The organism is Chryseobacterium hagamense (assembly GCF_007991455.1).
Classification (GTDB): Bacteria; Bacteroidota; Bacteroidia; order Flavobacteriales; family Weeksellaceae; genus Chryseobacterium; species Chryseobacterium hagamense.
Genome location: NZ_BJYJ01000033.1, coordinates 12563 through 32568 on the forward strand (window position 1 = coordinate 12563; position 20006 = coordinate 32568).

20 protein-coding genes are annotated in these 20006 nt (G+C 43.5%); 1 reads left to right on the plus strand and 19 read right to left on the minus strand.

All coding sequences use genetic code 11. The features are described 5' to 3' along the window. Window positions 1-82: 82 nt before the first annotated feature. The 18 genes from CHA01nite_RS17840 to CHA01nite_RS17920 form a co-directional block, all read right to left on the minus strand. A complete protein-coding gene (locus CHA01nite_RS17840; protein ID WP_146943886.1) occupies window positions 83-2386 on the minus strand; it encodes a GAF domain-containing protein in 2304 nt (767 codons plus the stop codon). A gap of 71 nt (window positions 2387-2457) precedes the next feature. Beyond that, entirely contained in the window at window positions 2458-3843 is a 1386-nt protein-coding gene (locus tag CHA01nite_RS17845; protein WP_146943888.1) for an NADH-quinone oxidoreductase subunit N, read from the minus strand. Between the two features lie 16 nt (window positions 3844-3859). Then, a complete protein-coding gene (locus tag CHA01nite_RS17850) occupies window positions 3860-5353 on the minus strand; it encodes a complex I subunit 4 family protein (RefSeq protein ID WP_170234769.1) in 1494 nt (497 codons plus the stop codon). Between the two features lie 2 nt (window positions 5354-5355). Then, complete coding sequence (gene nuoL, locus CHA01nite_RS17855) at window positions 5356-7269, minus strand: NADH-quinone oxidoreductase subunit L (RefSeq protein ID WP_146943892.1); 1914 nt, start codon at window positions 7267-7269, stop codon at window positions 5356-5358. 2 nt (window positions 7270-7271) lie between these two features. Beyond that, the gene (gene nuoK / locus CHA01nite_RS17860) at window positions 7272-7601 is read right to left on the minus strand and encodes an NADH-quinone oxidoreductase subunit NuoK (protein WP_034703571.1); all 330 of its coding nucleotides are present in this window, start codon (window positions 7599-7601) and stop codon (window positions 7272-7274) included. Window positions 7602-7605: 4 nt separating this feature from the next. Further along, entirely contained in the window at window positions 7606-8103 is a 498-nt protein-coding gene (locus tag CHA01nite_RS17865; protein WP_146943894.1) for an NADH-quinone oxidoreductase subunit J family protein, read from the minus strand. Next, window positions 8103-8660 (minus strand): NuoI/complex I 23 kDa subunit family protein, encoded by a 558-nt coding sequence (locus tag CHA01nite_RS17870; protein ID WP_146943896.1) that lies wholly within the window; start codon window positions 8658-8660, stop codon window positions 8103-8105. Before CHA01nite_RS17870 ends, CHA01nite_RS17865 begins: the two co-directional genes overlap by 1 nt. Window positions 8661-8753: 93 nt before the next feature. Next, window positions 8754-9818: an NADH-quinone oxidoreductase subunit NuoH gene (nuoH, locus tag CHA01nite_RS17875; RefSeq protein WP_146943899.1), complete on the minus strand. Its 1065-nt coding sequence runs from the start codon at window positions 9816-9818 to the stop codon at window positions 8754-8756. Between the two features lie 172 nt (window positions 9819-9990). After that, complete coding sequence (locus CHA01nite_RS17880; RefSeq protein WP_146943901.1) at window positions 9991-10989, minus strand: NADH-quinone oxidoreductase subunit G; 999 nt, start codon at window positions 10987-10989, stop codon at window positions 9991-9993. Between the two features lie 41 nt (window positions 10990-11030). After that, window positions 11031-11795 (minus strand): hypothetical protein, encoded by a 765-nt coding sequence (locus tag CHA01nite_RS17885; protein ID WP_307726001.1) that lies wholly within the window; start codon window positions 11793-11795, stop codon window positions 11031-11033. A 121-nt stretch (window positions 11796-11916) separates the two neighbouring features. Further along, window positions 11917-13275 carry an NADH-quinone oxidoreductase subunit NuoF gene (gene nuoF, locus CHA01nite_RS17890; protein ID WP_146943905.1) on the minus strand — a complete coding sequence of 453 codons (1359 nt, stop codon included), beginning with the start codon at window positions 13273-13275 and terminating at the stop codon, window positions 11917-11919. Window positions 13276-13355: 80 nt separating this feature from the next. Then, window positions 13356-13865, minus strand: coding sequence for an NADH-quinone oxidoreductase subunit NuoE family protein (locus CHA01nite_RS17895; RefSeq protein ID WP_146943907.1), 510 nt, complete (start codon window positions 13863-13865; stop codon window positions 13356-13358). Between the two features lie 102 nt (window positions 13866-13967). Next, window positions 13968-15191 carry an NADH dehydrogenase (quinone) subunit D gene (gene nuoD, locus CHA01nite_RS17900; RefSeq protein WP_146943909.1) on the minus strand — a complete coding sequence of 408 codons (1224 nt, stop codon included), beginning with the start codon at window positions 15189-15191 and terminating at the stop codon, window positions 13968-13970. Window positions 15192-15253: 62 nt separating this feature from the next. Continuing rightward, window positions 15254-15748 (minus strand): NADH-quinone oxidoreductase subunit C, encoded by a 495-nt coding sequence (locus tag CHA01nite_RS17905; RefSeq protein ID WP_146943911.1) that lies wholly within the window; start codon window positions 15746-15748, stop codon window positions 15254-15256. A gap of 6 nt (window positions 15749-15754) precedes the next feature. After that, the gene (locus CHA01nite_RS17910) at window positions 15755-16315 is read right to left on the minus strand and encodes an NADH-quinone oxidoreductase subunit B (protein ID WP_146943913.1); all 561 of its coding nucleotides are present in this window, start codon (window positions 16313-16315) and stop codon (window positions 15755-15757) included. Window positions 16316-16417: 102 nt separating this feature from the next. Continuing rightward, window positions 16418-16789, minus strand: coding sequence for an NADH-quinone oxidoreductase subunit A (locus CHA01nite_RS17915; RefSeq protein ID WP_146943915.1), 372 nt, complete (start codon window positions 16787-16789; stop codon window positions 16418-16420). Between the two features lie 241 nt (window positions 16790-17030). Then, window positions 17031-17207: a hypothetical protein gene (locus CHA01nite_RS20590; RefSeq protein ID WP_170234770.1), complete on the minus strand. Its 177-nt coding sequence runs from the start codon at window positions 17205-17207 to the stop codon at window positions 17031-17033. A gap of 161 nt (window positions 17208-17368) precedes the next feature. Further along, a complete protein-coding gene (locus tag CHA01nite_RS17920) occupies window positions 17369-18502 on the minus strand; it encodes a GNAT family N-acetyltransferase (protein WP_146943917.1) in 1134 nt (377 codons plus the stop codon). A 104-nt stretch (window positions 18503-18606) separates the two neighbouring features. On the opposite strand from CHA01nite_RS17920, the gene CHA01nite_RS17925 reads away from it, so the two are divergent. Then, window positions 18607-19296, plus strand: coding sequence for a zinc metallopeptidase (locus CHA01nite_RS17925; RefSeq protein WP_146943919.1), 690 nt, complete (start codon window positions 18607-18609; stop codon window positions 19294-19296). Here CHA01nite_RS17925 and CHA01nite_RS17930 read toward each other — a convergent pair. Continuing rightward, window positions 19293-19895 (minus strand): IMPACT family protein, encoded by a 603-nt coding sequence (locus CHA01nite_RS17930; protein WP_146943921.1) that lies wholly within the window; start codon window positions 19893-19895, stop codon window positions 19293-19295. The genes CHA01nite_RS17925 and CHA01nite_RS17930 overlap by 4 nt on opposite strands. Window positions 19896-20006: the final 111 nt, after the last annotated feature.

A 20006-nucleotide genomic window follows, 5' to 3' on the forward strand; every position in this document is an offset into this window, starting at 1 on the left:
AATCATTAAAATCTTTCTCCGTGACTTAGGTGTCAAAACAAAGTGAAATCATTCGTGAATATATAAGGGACTGGATTCATTTTCACTGCGCTAAAGAAACCCTTAAAGCCAGCAGTCCGGTGATTCCCTGAAGGTCTTCCACTTTTAAAAATTCGGTATCGTTCTGAAGAATTCCTTTTTTCTGGAGCCTGCTGATGTAATCCAGATATTCCCGCTGGTTTTCCATGCCGAAATACACGACGGTGATTTTTCCGGGACAGGTAATCCGGTCGGCAGAATCTTTCACATGGGCTTTGTCCAGGCGTTTTTTAATGACTTCATAGTAGGAATTATAAGCGCCGTCCACATCAAACCGTTTTTCGTCCATTCTGAAACGGATATCTATTTTTTCATTATACACAAAAACCAGAGAGGCAATTTCCAGGTCTACCGGGAGGTCTTTTTTGAAATTACGGAATTCCAGTTCCATATTGCAGATGGTCTTCAGCTGCCAGTATCTCAGCTTATGCACTACTTTGGAAGAGTAGTGAAGATCCGGAGCAATGTTCTGGCCGGTATATAAATTATGCTCGATACCATCCGATTTAAATCTTTCATAATAATGCGGAAAGATCTGCTGGGCCTCAAGTTGGGCCTCGTCCAGGACATCGGCCAGTTTTCTGTTGACCAGGGTTATGGAATCGTCCAGGCTCTTTCTTTTGGCGTAAAAGAGATCGGTCTGGATAAAAACCTGGGCAAAATAGTCTTTGATTTTTGCCTTTACTTCGCTGGACGATTTTATTTCCAGCTTTCCCTGGAGGAACGGGTGGATTTCGTCCCTTACCAATCTCTGGAAACGCTGCTCGGTATCGGCTTTGATGTCACTGTTGAGTTCGTATTCGAAAATTTCCAGTGCCAGCAGGTATTTTTCCGAATCGGAATGGATCATCATAAAAATATCATGAAGGCAGCCGATCTGCCGGTTAAGATCCTCCAGCATCAGATGGAATCTTTTTTCCGAAGAGGAACGGATATCGGAAAAGCCGAAAAGCGGCGTCAGATTTTTAAATGAAATCTGTTTTAAAGTATAAATCTTTTTAGACAGGGAAGCATTGAAATATTTTTCGGCTTCGTTCCTGAACTTCCAGACTACACTGTCGTGGATCGTTGTATATTCCCGCTGGATGATGGCCTCGATCTGATAATTTTTTTCAAAGCTGAACCGGTTGATCGAAAACAGGATCATATCCGTAAAAAACTCCATTTTTTTTAGCTTTAAACCGTTAAAGCTGTTGGCAATCGGGGAGGTGAATTCCATCATGGCCATGAGTTCGCCATCCTTCATGATCGGGATGACCATAAAGCTGTTGATGTTATTATCCCTTAAGATGCTGAAAGACGGCAGGGATTTGACAGAATGGTCCAGGTTTTCAATATTGGAAACAACAATAGGCCTGGAATTATAATTCAGATTGGTAAAGGTCTCCTTTCTGGTTTCCGCATCGAAGGTATTGATCCAGAAATCCAGGATATGGTTGGTAAAGACGTTTTCATAAATCGGCAGCTTTTCCAGCCGCTGGTCCTTTTTGTTGAAGAGCATCAGCCCGAAGCTCAGTTCGGCTACATCGAAATACGATTTGAAAATTTCAACCAGGTTTTCATCCGGCTTTATATTTTCAGGATCAATCCGGATCATGGTAGACTTCAGGTCGGACAATGCCACTTCGGAAGTGCAATCCACAAGAGAGACAATGGAGAACCCTTTCAGGACCCATGATTTTGAAGGGAAATATTTCTTCCAGAGCTTAAAGTCATCCAGGTTTTCGAGAAGCATATCAACTACCTCTTCTGAAGGGATTCTGGTACCTTCCGTAGGATAGACTTCCGTAAAATCGGCATTTACCGATATTTTATAGTGTTTCATGATGCCCTGCCGGTTGGGGATGTCATAATAAAAAGGCAGGTTGCTCTTGATGTCTCTTTTAAAGTAGCTTTGCAGGATCAGGCAGCAACAGAACACATAAAATTCGTCATCGTCGATATTCCGGAGTTCGATGGAAAAATCTTTTCCTGCATCTTTAAGAATGGCCTTAAACCTTTCGGTATAGTTGAAGGTAATATTGGATAGCGGAATACTGGCTGCTTTTATTTCATTATGCGTTAAGCCGGTAGGGAAGAGGTCTGCCAGCAAAAGCCGGATGAGGTCTTCATTTTTTTCCAGCAGGGAAGTATCCTGGAAGCCGTCTCTGAGTTCCCGGAAATTTTTCGTCTTTTCTATTAAAGATTCTGCATAGTTGACGCGGTATTCCAGCCGGTCGTTGTACCGGATATGTTCCAGTACATCCAGATAGCGTCCGAATGAGATATATACCTGAAAAGGGGTGTCTTTTTTATAAAGGTCTGACAAAGCTGAAATTTAGAGTAAAGGTAAAAAAAAACCACAACTTTAAGGTTGTGGTTTCTATTTTATAAGACTTTTTACAGCCCGAACAATCTTGCAAAGAGATCAGGGAAAATTCCCAGAACTACTACTGACGCAATCACGAATACGCCAACTATATTATAGGTAACGGTTACTTTTTCAGAAGATTTGAATGTACTTTCTTTAAAGAAGAACATGGAGATAATCAGTCTCAGATAATAAGCAATGGAAACCGCAGATCCCAATACAGCTACCAATACTAAGAATACCCCGTGTTTTGAATTCATCGCCTGAGAGAATAAGGCAAATTTCCCCATGAAACCGGCAGTTAACGGAATCCCGGCCATGGAAAGCATGGAGATTGCTGCAGCAGTGGCCAGTAAAGGCTCTGTTTTTGCCAATCCTTTGAATGCTCCGAAGGAGGTTTCCCTCTTCAGCTTTTCAACATAGATCAGGGCCATGAAAACCCCTACAGTGGATAAAGCGTAAGCAAACAGGTAGAAAGCCAGGTTATAAGTAGAAAGGCTGGTCATTCCGAAGAATACCAATCCGATATATCCTGCGTGGGAAACGGAAGAGTAGGCCAGCATCCTTTTGGCATTCGTCTGGGCCAGACCCATTACGTTTGCCAACAGTAAAGTAATGATCAGGAATACCCCGAATACGTTGATCCACTCCGCAGTAACGCCGCCGAATCCGATGGTCATCAGTCTGAACAGGGCAAAGAATCCTGATATCTTCACCACACTCGCCATAAAAGCAGTGATCAGCGAAGGGGCTCCGTAATAGACATCCGGGCTCCACATGTGGAAAGGCGCCAATGCTACCTTAAATGCCAGGGCACAAAGAATAAGCAATACTCCCAGAATAAACATTCCATCCTTGGGATTGGAAACTCCGAAATCCTGGATTTTATATAAATCAAAACTTCCGGTACTTCCGTAGATAAAGGCGATCCCGAACAACAGGAAACCCGTTGCGAATGCACCCATCAGGAAATATTTGATCGAAGCTTCGTTTGATCTCAGATCCGTCTTGTTGGCTCCGGCCATTACGTATAACGGAATGGAGAGGATCTCAACACCCAGGAATAAGGTCACCAAATTCTGGTATCCGAAAAGGATGATCCCGCCGCATAGCGCAAACAGCATCAAAGCATACAGTTCCGATTGGTGGCTTCTGTGGTTGCTGAATGCAAAACCTCCCAAAAAGAACAACAATAAAGTCGTTACGATTGATATTTTAGTGAACAGCGCCGCATTACCGGTGTAGTCGTACATATGCCTGTACTGTCCGAAGAACGAAAGCTCCGGCATAAAACTTACCCATAATGCGATGATTAATCCCAAAATCCCAATGTATCTTGCGAATTTCCCTTGTTCAAAAACTCCTGAAAATAACGCAACAACTGCCGTTAGGAAAACAATAATTAAAACACTCATTTCTTAAAATATCAAATTAGCTTACCATTGACTGGTAGATAAACTTCAACGAACTATTCACCATTTCGATGATCGGCTGCGGGAAAATACCGAATACGATCACAAAAACCGCTAAACCTGCCAATACTGAGAATTCAACTGCAGACAGGTCTTTTGCCGTACTCAACACTGCTTCATCACCCTGCCCGAACATGGCCTTTCCGTAGAATCTTAACAGATAGACTGCGGCAAGGATTACGGTAAGACCGGCAATCACTGCTGCCAATCCGTTAAAATCATATACCGATTTCAACAGGATGAATTCTCCGATAAATCCATTGGTTAACGGAACGCCCATTGAGCCCAGTATAATAATCAGGAACAACACCGCAAACTTTGGCGCTACTTTCGCAAGGCCGCCCATCTGCCTGATGTCTCTTGATTTAAATCTTTTATATAAGATATCACAGCAGTAGAACAGACCCACCACGTTGATCCCGTGAGCGAAGGTCTGTACCAAAGCCCCTTCAGCTCCTTCAATATTGAAGGTTCCTCTTAAAGAAATCACGGCAGAAGCAAAAATACCCGCAACCATCAACCCTACGTGAGAGAAAGACGAATATGCAATGATTTTCTTCATATCGGTCTGGATGATTGCAATCAAAGCTCCGTGAACAATCCCTATAATCGCCAGGATAATAACGATCTGTCCCGAAATTCCTGCAATCGGAATCGGGGTGATCGGCAACAGGTAACGCATTACCCCGTAAATTGCCATTTTAAGCATGATCCCGGATAAAAGCATTGATCCCTGAGTTGGCGAATAAGTATAGGTATCCGGCTGCCACGTATGGAAGGGGAATACCGGTAACTTCACTGCAAAGGCAAAGAAGATAAACCAGAACACTACCGTCTGTTGGGTTGCGTTCAGTTGCGCATTGTAAAGATCCGTCAGTGCAAAAGAGGCTGAGTGATTATAAACATAAATCAACCCGGCCAGCATAAACAGTGATCCTACAAACGTATAAACGAAGAATTTCGTGGTGAATTCAAACCTTTTATTTTCCTGCCCCCAAAGTCCGGCAATAAACCAGATCGGAATCAGCGTTACTTCCCAGAAAATGTAGAACAGCAATCCGTCCAGCGAAGTGAACACCCCGATCAGACCGAACTGCATCATCAGGATCAAACCGTAGAATGTATTTCTGTAGCTTACATTTTCATTGAATGAAGATAAAATAATAATCGGCGTTAAAATATTCGTCAGCAATAAAAGAAGCAGACTCATCCCGTCGATCCCGAAGTGAAGAGAGCTCTTCATGAATTGTGACCATGGATAGTTGATTTCGTGCTGCAATACGCTGTCTACCGTCGGATTAAAATCAAAATCCGCTGCAATGTAGAAGGTAACGAGCATCTGTACCAACGCAATTCCCAGTGCCAAATATTTGCTGGAATTGTTTTTCCAGGCAAAAACTAATCCCGAACCTACAAGAGGTAATAGCAATAATGTTAATAACAAACCCGACATTATTATTGTAATAAAAAGTTAACAATTAATATAATTCCTACTGCCAAAGACATGATAAGAATATAGTTCTCTACATTTCCGTTCTGGATTCGCTTCATAGCTCTTCCGCTGTCTTCAGCGCCATCGCCCACGAAGTCTACAAAACGGTCCAGAATACCTTTATCAAACATTCTTCCTCCGCGTCCTAATCCTTCAACCGTTTTTACAACAATTGCATTGTAAAGTTCGTCAACATATAATTTCTTGGCAGACAGTTTTTCCCATCCGGTGTACATTTCCTCCGGCAGGGCCTGCTTTTTCTTGTTAACGTATGTATTTTTTACCAGGAACCAAACCGTGAAGAACATCAGGACGGTTGCTCCCAAAAGGATCATTTCCGTTCCGAAAGGCACTCCTGAAAGAGTAGCTTCCATCTGGTTATAGCTTTCCTCGGTAAGCACCGGCTTCAGCCATTCCATTAATTTAGCATAATGGCCGTGTCCGATAAAGTGAGGAAGGTTGATGAACCCCCCGACTACGGAAAGGATGGCCAGCACGATCAATGGCAGCGTCATATTCGACGGGCTTTCGTGAAGGTGATGCTTCTGTTCTTCCGTCCCTCTAAACGCTCCGTGGAACGTCAGGTAATACAGTCTGAACATATAAGTTGCCGTAACTGCCGCTAAAATGAATAGCATAACCCAATAGATCGGGTTTTTGGAAAAAGCAGCTACAAGAATTTCGTCTTTCGAGATCATCCCCGATAGTAAAGGGAATCCGGAAATTGCCAGGGTCCCGATCAGGAAGGTAGCGTGAGTTACCGGAATGTATTTTTTCAGTCCTCCCATCAAACGCATGTCCTGCTCGTTGCTCATGGCGTGGATTACAGAACCTGCTCCCAAGAACAGCAATGCTTTGAAGAAAGCGTGCGTCATTACGTGGAACATGGCCGTGGTGTAAGCACCCAATCCTAAGGCAATGAACATGAATCCAAGCTGGGAAACGGTAGAGTAAGCCAGTACTTTTTTGATATCGTTCTGACGGAGGGCATAGAATCCTGCCAATGCAGCCGTCATGAAACCGATGAATAATATAATATCCTGAACGCTCGGTGCAAGGGTGAACAAGAAATTCGAACGTACCACCAGGTAGATCCCCGCCGTTACCATCGTCGCCGCGTGAATCAATGCAGAAACAGGGGTAGGACCGGCCATCGCATCCGGAAGCCATGTATATAAAGGAACCTGAGCCGACTTACCGGTAGCACCGATAAATAAACTTGCCGTAATAAAGATGATTACGCTGCCGTCCAGTTCAAATTTTCCTGCATTTTCTTTTATCGTAAGGTAATCTACAGCGTTGGTCTGGGAAGCCAGCATGAAAATCCCGATCAGTAACGCAAGGTCACCGATTCTGTTCATGATAAATGCTTTTCTTGCTGCCTTACCATATTCTTCGTTGGTATACCAGAACCCGATCAACAGGTAAGAACATAGTCCTACACCTTCCCATCCGATGAAAAGGATCAGGTAGTTGCTTCCCATTACCAATAGAAGCATGGAGAAGATAAACAGGTTAAGGTAAGTGAAAAACTTGTAGAATCCTTTATCGTGGCTCATATATCCGATGGAGTAGAGGTGGATTAAAGAACCGATTCCCGTAATGATCATCACCATCATCAGAGACAGCTGATCGATCTGGAACCCGAAATTGATCTGAACCCCGTTTACCCTGAACCATTCAAAAGCTTTTACGATCACCGGCTGGCTTTCGGAATTGAAACCCAGGAAAATGCTTACTGCAATGCAGAAAGAAGCAAAAACCATTGCCGTCGCCAGGCCGCCTACTACGATTTTCGGAAGATTTTTCCCGAATAAACCGTTAATAAGAAAACCTAAAAGGGGTAAAAGTATTATTGCATATACTAAATTTTCCATTCTTATCCTCTTAATTTATTAAATATACTTACATCAACAGAACGGGTATTTCTATAGAGCATAGCAATAATTGCCAGACCTACCGCTACTTCCGCAGCAGCCACCACCATAATGAAGAAAACTAAAAGTTGTCCGTCGCCGTTTCCTTTATACGCTGAAAAAGCAGCGAGTAAAAGGTTTACCGAATTCAGCATAAGCTCTACACAACCCAAGATAACAATAGCATTTTTTCTCAGCAATACGCCCAACACTCCCAGACAGAACAATACTGACGAAAGAATGATGAAGTAATTCAGAGGAACACTTTGTATAAATGTATTTACTTCTCCCATAATTTTATAAATCTTTTTTACCGATTAATACCGCACCTACAATACCTGCCAAAATAAGGATGGATGCAAGCTCAAACGGTAAAACATATTCATTAAACAAAAGTCTGCCCAGGTTTTTGGTAAGCCCGATGCTGCGGTCTGCATTTTCAACCACCACGTGGTTCTGCTGTACTCCTCTGAATACCCCTAAAACTCCGATCAGAAGAAGACCCGCCGTAAAAACGCCGGCAAATTTTAAAGTATTGCTCTTCTTACTTTCGTCTTGCTTATTAAGGTTAAGCATCATCAGGATGTACAGGAAAAGTACCATGATCGCCCCGGCGTATACAATGATCTGGATAATCGCAAGGAATTGTGCATTCAGAAGAATATACATGCCTGCAATCGAAAACATCGTCACAATTAATGACAGAATAGCATATAAAGGATTTCTGGCAAATACGAAGTATACCGCACTGGCCACTGCTAAAAACGCCACCAAGAAAAATAAAAACTGATCCATTATTTTACCGCATTTTTTTGTTTCTCGGATTGTCTTTCAGTAATGTCAATCCTTTCATTTATTTTTTCTACCAACTTATCTTTTCCGTAGATGAAAGACCCTCTGTTGGTTTCCACATCTACCAGTCGGTCGGTAAGATAGATCGCTGATTTCGGGCATGCTTCCTCGCACATCCCGCAGAAAATACATCTCAGCATATTGATTTCATATACCGATGCATATTTTTCTTCCCTGTACAGATTCTTTTCCTCTTTTGTTCTTTCAGCAGCCGTCATTGTGATAGCTTCTGCAGGGCATGCTACTGCACACAATCCGCAGGCGGTACATCTTTCGCGGCCTTCCTCGTCTCTTTTCAAGACGTGCTGGCCTCTCCAGATTTCGGCTCTCGGCTTTTGTACCTCCGGATAGGCATACACTGCCGGAGCTCCTTTCAGCACCGTTCTCACAGCATGCTTAAAGGTAATCCCCATTCCCGTAAAAATTGCAGGCAGGTAGATTTTTTCAGCAAGGGTCATTTCTTTATTGGAAACAACTTTTGATCTGTTTGTAAGTTTCATTATCTTTTATTATTAAATGTTAGACGATGGAAGACCATTACATCAACTCATCATCACATTATCAAATTTTCAAATTAATTTAATTTCAAATGATTAACTGCCGAAGGCTAAAATCACCGCTCCGGTAATCAGTAAATTCACCAGTGCCATTGGGATCAGCGTTTTCCATCCCAGGTGCATCAGCTGGTCATATCTGAATCTCGGAAGTGTCCATCTGATCCACATAAAGATCAGGATTCCGATGATTGTTTTTGTTAAAAATGCTACGACACTCAGGATCCCTGCGGTATTTTCGCCCCAGTGCTGCGTTACCCATTCAATTCCGGGATAATTATATCCTCCGAAGAAAAGAACGACCATAAACGCATTGGAGATAAACATGTTCACATATTCACCGAACATGTACAAACCTAATTTCATGGATGAATATTCCGTAGAATATCCGGTTACCAGTTCAGATTCACATTCCGGCAAATCGAAAGGGTGTCTGTTGGTTTCCGCCAAAGCGGCTACAAAGAAAACCAGGAAAGCAATGGGCTGGTAGAAAATATTCCAGTTCAGTCCGGAAACCCATGGAATAAAGCCCCATAATTTACCGTCAGTCTGGCTGGCGGTGATTTCTTTCAGATCCAGACTTCCCGTCATCATGATGATGGAAAGCAAAGCCAATCCCATCGCCAGTTCATAAGAAATCATCTGTGAAGAAGCACGGATAGCTCCTAACAATGAATATTTGTTGTTGGAAGCCCAGCCTCCGATCATAATTCCGTACACCCCGATGGAGGCCATTCCGATAATGAAAAGAACCCCAACGTCGATGTTGGCAACCTGCAGATCGTAAGACGTTCCGGCGATATTTAAACTTTTACCCCAGGGAATAACTGCTCCGGTAATCAATGAAATAAACATCACCAAAGCCGGACCCAGCACAAAAAGGAATTTTTCCGCATTGGCCGGGGTAAAGTCTTCTTTAAAGAAAAACTTTCCACCGTCGGCAAGAGGCTGCAGCAATCCGAAAGGTCCTGCTCTGTTCGGACCGATCCTGTCCTGCATGATTGAGGCCACTTTCCGTTCCGCCCAGGTAGAGTAGGCTGCAATCGTCAGTGAAAGCAGGAAAAGTGCCAATACAAGTATAAGTTTAAATGTAATTAAATCCATTTTTAATTTAAATGTTTTGAAGATGGGAGCCGGAAGCTGGATGTTCAGTACATCGTGGCATTAACTCATCATCACATTACTAATTTTTTATATTCTAAGACCGTTGATGTTGAAAGCAGTAGGTGAGTTTTATATTAAACTTCCAGCTTCCTTCTTCCAGCATCCAACTTTTTTATTTTTCGTCTTTTTCGCTGATTTCCTTAGCCATCGGATTGTCCAGGACTCTTAATTCATCCTTAGGCTTCTCGTAATGGTTCAGGGAAATTACGGAATGTCTGTCGATATGTCTTGGCCCTTCAATGTTCCAGTCCGACAGTTCTTTTCTTTCGAAACGGCAGGTGTCGCAGATGAATTCTTCCACTTCGCCCCACTGGTCTTTTCTGGCTGTTACCCTTATGATTTCATCCCCTTTCATCCACACGACTGCTTTTCCGGAGCATTTTCCACAGTTGCACGAAGCGTTCATAGGCTTCGTAAACCATACCCTGCTGGAGAAACGGGCGGTTCTGTCCGTTAAGGCACCTACCGGACAAACATCAATTACGTTTCCGATAAAATCATTATCCAGGGCTTTATTCAGATAGGTTGAAATTTCGGCGTGATCTCCTCTGAAAAGGATTCCGTGCTCTCTTTCTCCGGTCAGCTGATTGGCTGCCAGTACGCACCTTGCACACAGGATGCAACGGTTCATATTCAGTTTGATGTGAGGGCCAAGGTCATCGGCATCATAGGTATTTCTTTCGAATTCCGTTCTGGTGTTTTCGTTGCCGTATTCGTAGCCGAGATCCTGAAGGTGGCATTCTCCGGCCTGGTCGCAGATCGGGCAGTCCAACGGGTGGTTCAGCAATAAAAACTCGGTTACGGCTTTACGGCCCTCCTGTGCTTTTTCGGAAGTAAGGTTTTTCACTTCCATACCGTCCATGACGTTGGTTCTGCAGCTGGCCACCAGTTTCGGCATAGGTCGCGGATCTGCTTCAGATCCTTTGGAAACTTCTACCAGGCACGTTCTGCATCTTCCTCCGCTGGTTTCCAATTTGCTGTAGTAGCACATTGCCGGAGGTACCGATTTTCCACCGATCTGTCGGGCAGCTTCCAAAATAGAAGTTCCGGGCATCACTTCGGTCGTCTGTCCGTCTATCGTTATTTTAAATTTTTTAACCTCTTCGCTCATATTCTATGCTTTTCGCTTATGCCTTAGCCATTAAGCTCTGTTTAATTATACTTTTTCGTATTAAATGTATACCCAATTCCGGCCAGCACCTGTCCGAAAACAAAATCCTGACGGGCTTTATCCGGTTTGTTGTTCAACGTGGTTTTGATGTCCCACATGTTGATGTATCCGGCTTTGGCTTCTGCCCGGATCATCCAGTGGTTCCAGAAAACCAGGTTTAAGCTCGATCTCAGGTCAGTTCCCATTCCCGCTACGTGGAAACGGTCGCTTCTTTCATTACCGAAAAGCTTGACGTTGCTCTTCGGAAACATGAAGCCGAGTCCCGCTCCGTAAGACCATACCAGGTCTACATTTTTCTTGTGAACAAGATTCTTATATTTTTCAAGGCCTACATTTTCATAATTAAGGCCGTCCGTATGTTCAAATGTCAGGAACTGCTCATCAGATAAATTCACCTGTCCGTTCTGTACCATTGCGGCGTATTTCGAATCGGAAATCGTTCCTGAAAAATCAACGGTCTGGTTCTGGTTCATCACATATTTCATGTGGTCGATTCCTAAAACCAAAGCTAAATTGTCTTTAATAAAATAACCTGCTCTGAAGTTATACTGAACCACGGTGAACCATGACGGATCGATATATACAATTCCCAATTTCGTAGGCCGGTCTCTCGCTGATACATTATTCAGCTGAAAATCGTAACCGTTTCCGGTAAAATGGATATCCGAGTTGCTGAAAGCCCCTCTGTTCCAGCCGAAGAAAGCGAAGACCTGACCTTTTTTGCTTAATGGTAATGGCTTTTCCATTTTCTTAACAGGAGCAGTAAAAACATCGTCCAATGTTCTTTCTCCCAAGGTGTCTTTTTCTTTTGTCTGTCCAAAAAGAAAACCCGACATCATTAACCCGGAAACCAGTAAACTCTTCATCTTAAGCATTGTTTTCAACGGCAGGGATTGGATCAGCATAATGGGCCAGTCCATAGTTCTGTGTCTTACACAATTCAGGGTTTTTCACGTGCCATTCGAACTCGTCTCTGAAATGACGGATCGCTGCTGCCACCGGCCATGCCGCGGCATCACCCAGCGGGCAGATGGTATTTCCTTCGATCTTTCTCTGGATATCCCAAAGCAGATCGATATCTTCTATTTTTCCTTCTCCGTTCTCGATTTTCTTTAAAATCTTGTACATCCATCCCGTACCTTCACGGCAAGGGGTACACTGTCCGCAGCTTTCGTGGTTGTAGAATCTTGCCAGGGTCATGGTATGTTCCACCACGCACTGGTCTTCATCCAATACAATGAAACCTCCCGAACCCATCATGGTGCCGGTAGCAAATCCACCGTCGGCCAAAGATTCGTAGTTCATATATCTCGGTTCCCCGTTTACGGTTTTTAATAACAAGTTGGCAGGAACAATCGGAACGGAACTTCCACCCGGGATACAGGCTTTCAGTCTTTTTCCGTCCTTAATTCCGCCACAGTATTCGTCTGAATAAATGAATTCTTCAACGGTAATCGTCATATCAATTTCATAAACGCCCGGCTTGTTGATGTTTCCGCAGGCAGAAATTAATTTCGTACCGGTAGATCTTCCTACACCGATTTTGGCGTATTCAGCTCCGGTAATATCGATAATCGGAACGATGGCAGCAATAGATTCAACATTGTTTACAACCGTCGGTCTTTCCCAAAGTCCTTTTACGGCCGGGAACGGCGGTTTCAGTCTCGGATTTCCTCTTTTCCCTTCAAGGGATTCGAGCAATGCCGTTTCTTCACCACAGATGTAAGCTCCGCCACCTCTCTGAACATAAATTTCACAATCGAAACCGGTCCCTAAAATATTTTTACCTAAAAATCCTGCTGCCTTGGCTTCTTCAATCGCTTCTTCAAGAATATCAGGAATCCAGGAATATTCTCCACGGATATAGATATAAGAAACATTTGAACCTAAACAGTAAGATGAAATCAGCATTCCTTCAATCAACAGATGGGGAAGGAATTCCATCAGATACCGGTCTTTGAAAGTTCCCGGCTCCGATTCGTCGGCATTCACCACCAGGTGTCTCGGAACGCCTTCCGGTTTTGCCAGGAAGCTCCATTTCATCCCGGTAGGGAATCCGGCTCCTCCACGTCCGCGAAGTCCTGAAGCTTTCACTTCTTCCAGAACTTCTTCCGGTGTCATTTTCAAGGCTTTTTCTGCGGCAGTGTAACCTCCCTGTTTGCGGTAAGTTTCAAAGTAGCGGATGCCTTCGATATGTGCGTCTTTAAGTAAAAGTTTTTTACTCATTTCTATATGCTTTTAGCGAATGGCCGACAGCTTGTGGCTCCGGTGGTACGCTTCTTATTTATTTGATATTTAAAATTCAATTAGTCCAAAGCAACTTGTCCTTCTCTGCAAAGATCCAGGATTTCGTCTACTTTTTCAATCGTTAAATTTTCATGAAAGAATTTTCCCAGCTGCATCATCGGAGCATATCCGCAGGCACCCAGACATTCGGCCGGCTTTAGGGTGAACATTCCGTCCTCCGTCGTCTCTCCGTCCCTGATGTTCAGTTTGGTTCTGATGTGGTTCAGGATCTTTTCGCTTCCGGAAACCATACAGGGTCCCGTTCTGCACACTTCCAGTACATATTTTCCAACCGGCTTCATGTTGAACATGGTGTAGAAAGTAGCCACTTCATAGACTTCGATCGGTTTGATGCTCAGCAATTCCGCAACATAATCCATTACGGGAACATCCAACCATCCTCCGAATTCTTTCTGTGCCAGGTGAAGTACAGGAATAAGGGCAGATTTCTGTCTTCCCTCAGGATATCTTGCCATCATCTTGTGCACCAGTGCTAAACTTTCCGGTTTAAAAGCTATTGTTTCGCTCATTTTATTTTGTTGTAAAATGTACATTGTACAAGGTACAAAGTATTATTATCTGTTTATATTTTTAAGTACGCGGCACATTCACACCCTGTACTTTTTACCGTTTTATGCGTCTAATTCTCCTGCAATAATGTTCATACTACACATGGTAACGATCGCGTCAGAAATTACAGATCCTGTAATCATCTCCGGATATGCCTGGTAATAAATAAAGCAAGGCCTTCGGAAGTGCAGTCGGTATGGGCTTCTTCCGCCGTCACTTACTAAATAGAATCCTAATTCCCCGTTTCCTCCTTCTACAGCATGGTAAACTTCGCCTTTCGGAACATCCGTTTCACCCATTACGATTTTGAAGTGGTAGATCAATGCCTCCATCTTCTTGTAAACATCTGCCTTTTCAGGAAGGTAGAAATCCGGAACATCCGCATGGAACGGACCTTCAGGAAGGTTTTCGTAAGCTTGTTTGATGATTTTTATGGATTCCCAGATTTCCTGCTGACGCACCATAAAACGGTCATAGGTATCTCCTGAGGTACCCACAGGGATAATGAAATCGAAATCCTGGTAAGAAGAATAAGGCTGTGCTACCCTAACGTCATAATCAACGCCGGTCGCACGAAGGTTCGGACCTGTAAAACCATAGCTTAATGCTCTCTCGGCAGAAATGCCTCCGGCTCCGATGGTACGGTCCATAAAAATTCTGTTTCTTTCAAGTAACGTACAGAATTCCTTGAATCTTGGTGGGAAGGTTTTGAGGAAATCCTTCAGCAGCTCATGGAATTTCGGGGTGAAATCCCTTTCAAAACCGCCGATTCTCCCCATATTGGTGGTCATCCTCGCTCCGCAGATCTGTTCGTACATATCGTAAATACGCTCTCTCTCGATGAACATATAGGTAAGCCCCGTAATAGCGCCTGAGTCCATCCCGGTTACCCCGTTACAGATCAGGTGGTCACCGATTCTGGCAAGTTCCATTAAAATCACGCGCATATAATCTACACGCTTCGGAACTTCAACGCCGATCAGTTTTTCAACCGTCATGTGCCAGCCTAAGTTATTGATCGGCGCAGAACAGTAATTCATTCGATCGGTAAGGGTGGTAATCTGAGAATAATTCCTTCTTTCGGAAATCTTCTCAAAGGCCCGGTGAATGTAGCCCACGGTCTGTTCAGCGTGAAGGATCCTTTCACCGTCCATCGTTAAGATATTCTGGAAGATCCCGTGTGTTGCAGGGTGGGTAGGTCCTAAATTGAGGGTATACAGTTGCCCGTCAATCTGTTCCTTACTTTCGTATTGGTTGAGTATATTAGATAATGAGTTATCTTTCATAATGATTGCTTTTAGCTGTTTGCTTCCGGCTATTGGCTAGCTGCCGTTCGCCATTGGCTTTTTTATCTTCCGAACATATCATCGTTCTTGTCGGTCCTTGTCCCGTCTTCCAGACGATATTCCTTCAGCATCGGGTGGTAGCCCAGGTCTTCCATATTCAGGATAGGTCTGAGATCCGGGTGTCCTTTAAATTTAATTCCGAAGAAATCATAGGTTTCCCTTTCCATCCAGTTGGCGCCTGCATAAAGATCCACCAAAGAATCCACTTCAATGTTCTCTCTGGTCATAAAGATTTTCAGGCGCAGCCTGAAGTTGGCCATCATGTTCTGCAGGTGGTAAACCACTCCGATCTCCTTATCCGGGAATTCCGGGTAATGGATTCCGCATACATCGGTCAGGAAATTGATTTCCAGAGAGGAATCCTTCAGGTAATGGACGATTTTTTTCAGGTCCTCCTTTTTTACCTCAACGGTCAGCATCCCATAAGGTTCCGAGCTTGCAATAACGGATTCCGGAAATTCTCTGGTGATGGCTTCTAGTACAAATTCGTTGGTCATTTTCCGTTAGTTGCTAATGTTGTAAGAATCTAATAATTTCTGGTATTCTGGCGTATCTCTTCTTCTGATGCTTTCGCTTTCGGCGAGGGCCTGAACCTGCATTACCCCTTCGATGATCTGTTCAGGTCTCGGAGGGCATCCCGGAACATACACGTCTACCGGAATGATCTTATCGATTCCCTGCAATACGGAATACGTGTCGAAAATACCGCCGCTGCATGCGCAGGCCCCTACGGCAACTACCCATTTCGGCTCAGCCATCTGGGTATATACTTCTTTCAGTACCGGTCCTAGCTTTTTGGATATGGTTCCGCAGACCATCAGCAGATCGGCCTGTCTCGGGGAGAAAGAGTTTCTCTCCATCCCGAATCTTGATGCGTCATACGTCGGGTTCAGGGTAGCCATAAACTCGATACCGCAGCATGAAGTGGCAAAAGGCAGGGGCCAGAGAGAAAATTTTCTGGCCATCCCGATGACACTGCTCAGTTTCGTTGCGAAAAACCCTTCTCCTTCAAATCCTTCGGGAGCCGGTGCATCTGTTTTTATAATTGGTTTGTTGTCTGACATTTGATTGATTTAAGATTTTAATTTAGATCACCAAAGAGTGTTAATGTTAGTTATCAACCTCAGTTGTATCATCTAAAACAGTCATTTAAAATTTCTATTTCTTTACTTATCCCAATCCAGGGCGCCTCTTTTCCAGACATAGAAAAATGCCATGAAGAAAATCGCAACAAAGGTAAGAACCGCAAGGAAACCTTCCATACCGAATTCTCTGAAGTTGACCGCATACGGATAGAAAAATACGATTTCAATATCGAATAATACGAACAGTACCGCAGTTAAAAAGTATTTGATGGAAAACGGCGTTCTTGCATTTCCTTCTACCGGGACACCACATTCCCAGCTCTGGTTTTTTACAGAATCTCCTTTTTTCTGTTTCGGACCTAAGAAATGTGCTCCAAGCAGAGAAATTGCTACGAAACCTATCGCAACACCTGCCTGTAAAAGGATTGGAATATAACTTTCAGGTAAATTCATTTTTGCATTATTATCTCAATTTGCAAATTTAGCGAATAAACAAGAAAGCATGAAATTTATGAGGTTAAAAGTAGAATTAAAATCCGCTAAACCGGTAATTTAGAATCAATAAAAATTAGCTTTTAATAATTATTTTTTTCGCTTAGGTTTCTCCCTTTTTTTATAGTTAAAATGCAGAAAATGGACTTAAACAGAAATCTGCCGATCGACGGGTAGACGGAGCTGTTAAATCATCAGCCGGTTACTTTTTCATCTTTTTAAGAAGGGAGAAAGCCATAAAAGCGATGTAAGCGAAGATGATGCTGGCAAATAAGATATTGATTACGGTATTGGTACGTTCATCAGGGATCTGAAGAAAAAGGTTGTATACAATATATCCGGCCACCAGGACACCGAAAATAATAAGCTGTGGTTTCATGGGTTGACTTTTTAGAGTGTTTTAGAGTTTTAGGGTACTGGAGTAGGAGAGTTTGAGGATGGAAGCGTTTTAAGGCTGGAGAATTTCAGGAGGTTTTAACATCTTATGAAGAGGGAATTCACAGACTTATCAATGATTCACTCCCCATTATTCATCACCTATTACTCATTATTTATCTCCATGGCATAGGTTCTCCTTCTCTTATGGTTCACCGGATTATAATCCTGCCATAGGAGCTGGACGCTCTTGTTTTCTTCCAGCTCGGGGTTGGTTTCGAGATATTTTACCCCTTTTTTACGGAAGAGTTTCCAGATTTCCTTAAAGATAATGGAGGTAACGCCTCTTCTCTGATAATCAGGGTGGATTCCGATCAGGTAAAAGTTGGCGCGGTCGTTTTTCTTCCCGGCTCTCAGGAAATGCCACCATCCGAATGGCAGCAGTTTCCCTCCGGATTTCTGCAGTGCCCGGGAATACGAAGGCATGGTGATGGCAAAAGCCACCAGCTGATCCGTATCGTCGGCCACACAGACGATATAATCTTTGTCGATCAGTTTAAAATATTTCTCCTTATAGGTTTTACGCTGCTCATCTGAGATGGGAGTGTAAGTCGACAGATGTTTATAGGTTTCGTCCAGCAGGTCGAACATCGGATCCACGTAGCCGATGATTTCCTCTTTCGATTTGAATTCCAAAACTTTCAGCTTGTATTTCAGCGAAATCAGTTCGTTGAACTTGTGGATTTTTTCCGGCAGTACTTCCGGAAACTGCAGTTCGAATTCCACCCATTCCTTTTCTTTGGTGAGCCCCAGCTTTTCCAGGTGCTGCGGGTAATAGGCATGGTTGTAAATCCCGATCATCGTGGCCAGCTTGTCGAAGCCCATCGTCAGCATTCCGGCTTTGTCGAGATTGGTAAAGCCCATCGGCCCTTCTATTTTCCCGATGTTCTTTTCCCTGGCGTAATCGATGGCTTTCTGAATGAGTGCCCGGGAAACTTTTTCGTCATCAATAAAATCGATCCACCCGAAACGCACTTTTCTGATCCCTAGTTCACGCTCTTCCTTGTGGTTGATTATCACTGCGATCCTGCCCGCAATCTGCCCGTCTTTATGAGCTAAAAACTGCCGCGCCTCCGAATATTCGAGGGCCGGATTTTCCGCCGGATTCCAGATATTGATTTCTTCATTCACAAAGGAAGGAACATAATAGGGATTGTTTTTATACAGATCCATCGGAAATCTTACAAACTGCTTGAGCTGATCAGCACTTTTTACTTCAATAACTGAAATTTCTGACATGATTTTCTAGTGGAATTAATGAACAAATATAAATAAATTAATGCAAAACTTTGGCACAGTTTTTACATCATCTCGGTTGAAAAAATATATTACAAAGTTATTAGATGGGCGGTTATTATTTAATTATAATTATTTCAATGGCAGTGAGCTGGTTGGTATCATGGCGGTTGAAATCCAAATTTGAACATTACTCCAATGTTCATCTCCGGAACGGAATGTCCGGAAAAGAGGTGGCTGAAAAGATGTTGAGGGACAACGGAATCAATGACGTTCAGGTGATGTCGGTTCCAGGACAACTGACCGATCATTACAATCCGGAAAATAAAACGGTAAATCTTTCCGAAGCGGTTTATATGCAGCGAAATGCAGCAGCAGCGGCAGTTGCAGCCCACGAGTGCGGACATGCCGTTCAGCATAAGGTTGGCTACTCCATGTTGCAGCTCCGTTCCAGACTGGTACCGGTAGTAAGCATCAGCTCAAATCTGATGCAGTTTGTGATCATGGGAGGAATCATTGTGATGGCGATGAGCGGAAATAAGCTGATCTTAACGATCGGCGTTATTATGTTTGCTTTAACTACACTTTTTGCTTTTGTGACGCTTCCGGTAGAATACGATGCGAGTAACCGGGCCATGAAATGGCTGAGGGATACCGGGACGGTAACGACGGAAGAATACGTAGGTGTAAAAGACAGCCTTAAGTGGGCAGCCAGAACTTATGTTGTAGCAGCTATCGGCTCGCTGGTACAGCTGATGTACTTCGCTTCCCTGCTGATGGGCGGACGAAGGAATTAACCGGTAAAATCAAATGAAACATACTGCATCTCGGAAAGCTTTTCCGAGATGCTTTCTTTTTCAGACAGTTTCAGGGAAGCGGCAACGATGCATTTCTCATTGGCATCAAATTGTAAGACCTTTGCGTCATACTTTGAAAGCATGGTGAAAATAAGGTTCTGCTGATTGAAGTTAAATTCAATTTCAATATGCGTTTCGAGTTCTCTGGTAATAATCAGAGTTTCTTCAAGGGTAATTTTTGCCGATTCCTTATACGCTTTTACCAGGCCGGAAACCCCAAGCTTCGTCCCGCCATAATAACGTACGGAAATCACGAGGACGTTGGTGATTTCATTGGCAAGGAGCTGGTTGTAGATCGGCAGTCCGGCACTGCCTGAAGGTTCGCCGTCGTCGTTGGCACGGTAGTTTTCCCCATTCAGCCCCATTCTGAAAGCATAACAGTGATGCGTTGCTTTAGGATGTTCGGACCGGATCTTTTCCAAAGCCGTTTTAAGTTCTTCCTCATTATTTACCGGGAAAGCGAAGCCGATGAACTTGCTTCCTTTTTCTTTCAATAAGATATTTTCGACCGGAGATGCTATCGTTTTAAAGTTGAACATAGGGTATTGGAAAAATGATTCTGCCTGATATGTCAGGATTATTTTCCAAAGGTAAAATTTTTAAGGGAAAGACTGAAATCAGGGCAAGAAAAAAGAGAACCGCTAAAGTTC

Coding starts and splice junctions, on each gene's coding strand:
- CHA01nite_RS17845 (WP_146943888.1), bottom strand. CDS start 3,843: ATGAGTGTTTTAATTATTGTTTTCCTAACGGCAGTTGTTGCGTTATTT.
- CHA01nite_RS17850 (WP_170234769.1), bottom strand. CDS start 5,353: ATGTCGGGTTTGTTATTAACATTATTGCTATTACCTCTTGTAGGTTCG.
- nuoL (WP_146943892.1), bottom strand. CDS start 7,269: ATGGAAAATTTAGTATATGCAATAATACTTTTACCCCTTTTAGGTTTT.
- nuoK (WP_034703571.1), bottom strand. CDS start 7,601: ATGGGAGAAGTAAATACATTTATACAAAGTGTTCCTCTGAATTACTTC.
- CHA01nite_RS17865 (WP_146943894.1), bottom strand. CDS start 8,103: ATGGATCAGTTTTTATTTTTCTTGGTGGCGTTTTTAGCAGTGGCCAGT.
- CHA01nite_RS17870 (WP_146943896.1), bottom strand. CDS start 8,660: ATGAAACTTACAAACAGATCAAAAGTTGTTTCCAATAAAGAAATGACC.
- nuoH (WP_146943899.1), bottom strand. CDS start 9,818: ATGGATTTAATTACATTTAAACTTATACTTGTATTGGCACTTTTCCTG.
- CHA01nite_RS17880 (WP_146943901.1), bottom strand. CDS start 10,989: ATGAGCGAAGAGGTTAAAAAATTTAAAATAACGATAGACGGACAGACG.
- CHA01nite_RS17885 (WP_307726001.1), bottom strand. CDS start 11,795: ATGGAAAAGCCATTACCATTAAGCAAAAAAGGTCAGGTCTTCGCTTTC.
- nuoF (WP_146943905.1), bottom strand. CDS start 13,275: ATGAGTAAAAAACTTTTACTTAAAGACGCACATATCGAAGGCATCCGC.
- CHA01nite_RS17895 (WP_146943907.1), bottom strand. CDS start 13,865: ATGAGCGAAACAATAGCTTTTAAACCGGAAAGTTTAGCACTGGTGCAC.
- nuoD (WP_146943909.1), bottom strand. CDS start 15,191: ATGAAAGATAACTCATTATCTAATATACTCAACCAATACGAAAGTAAG.
- CHA01nite_RS17905 (WP_146943911.1), bottom strand. CDS start 15,748: ATGACCAACGAATTTGTACTAGAAGCCATCACCAGAGAATTTCCGGAA.
- CHA01nite_RS17910 (WP_146943913.1), bottom strand. CDS start 16,315: ATGTCAGACAACAAACCAATTATAAAAACAGATGCACCGGCTCCCGAA.
- CHA01nite_RS17915 (WP_146943915.1), bottom strand. CDS start 16,789: ATGAATTTACCTGAAAGTTATATTCCAATCCTTTTACAGGCAGGTGTT.
- CHA01nite_RS20590 (WP_170234770.1), bottom strand. CDS start 17,207: ATGAAACCACAGCTTATTATTTTCGGTGTCCTGGTGGCCGGATATATT.
- CHA01nite_RS17920 (WP_146943917.1), bottom strand. CDS start 18,502: ATGTCAGAAATTTCAGTTATTGAAGTAAAAAGTGCTGATCAGCTCAAG.
- CHA01nite_RS17925 (WP_146943919.1), top strand. CDS start 18,607: ATGGGCGGTTATTATTTAATTATAATTATTTCAATGGCAGTGAGCTGG.
- CHA01nite_RS17930 (WP_146943921.1), bottom strand. CDS start 19,895: ATGTTCAACTTTAAAACGATAGCATCTCCGGTCGAAAATATCTTATTG.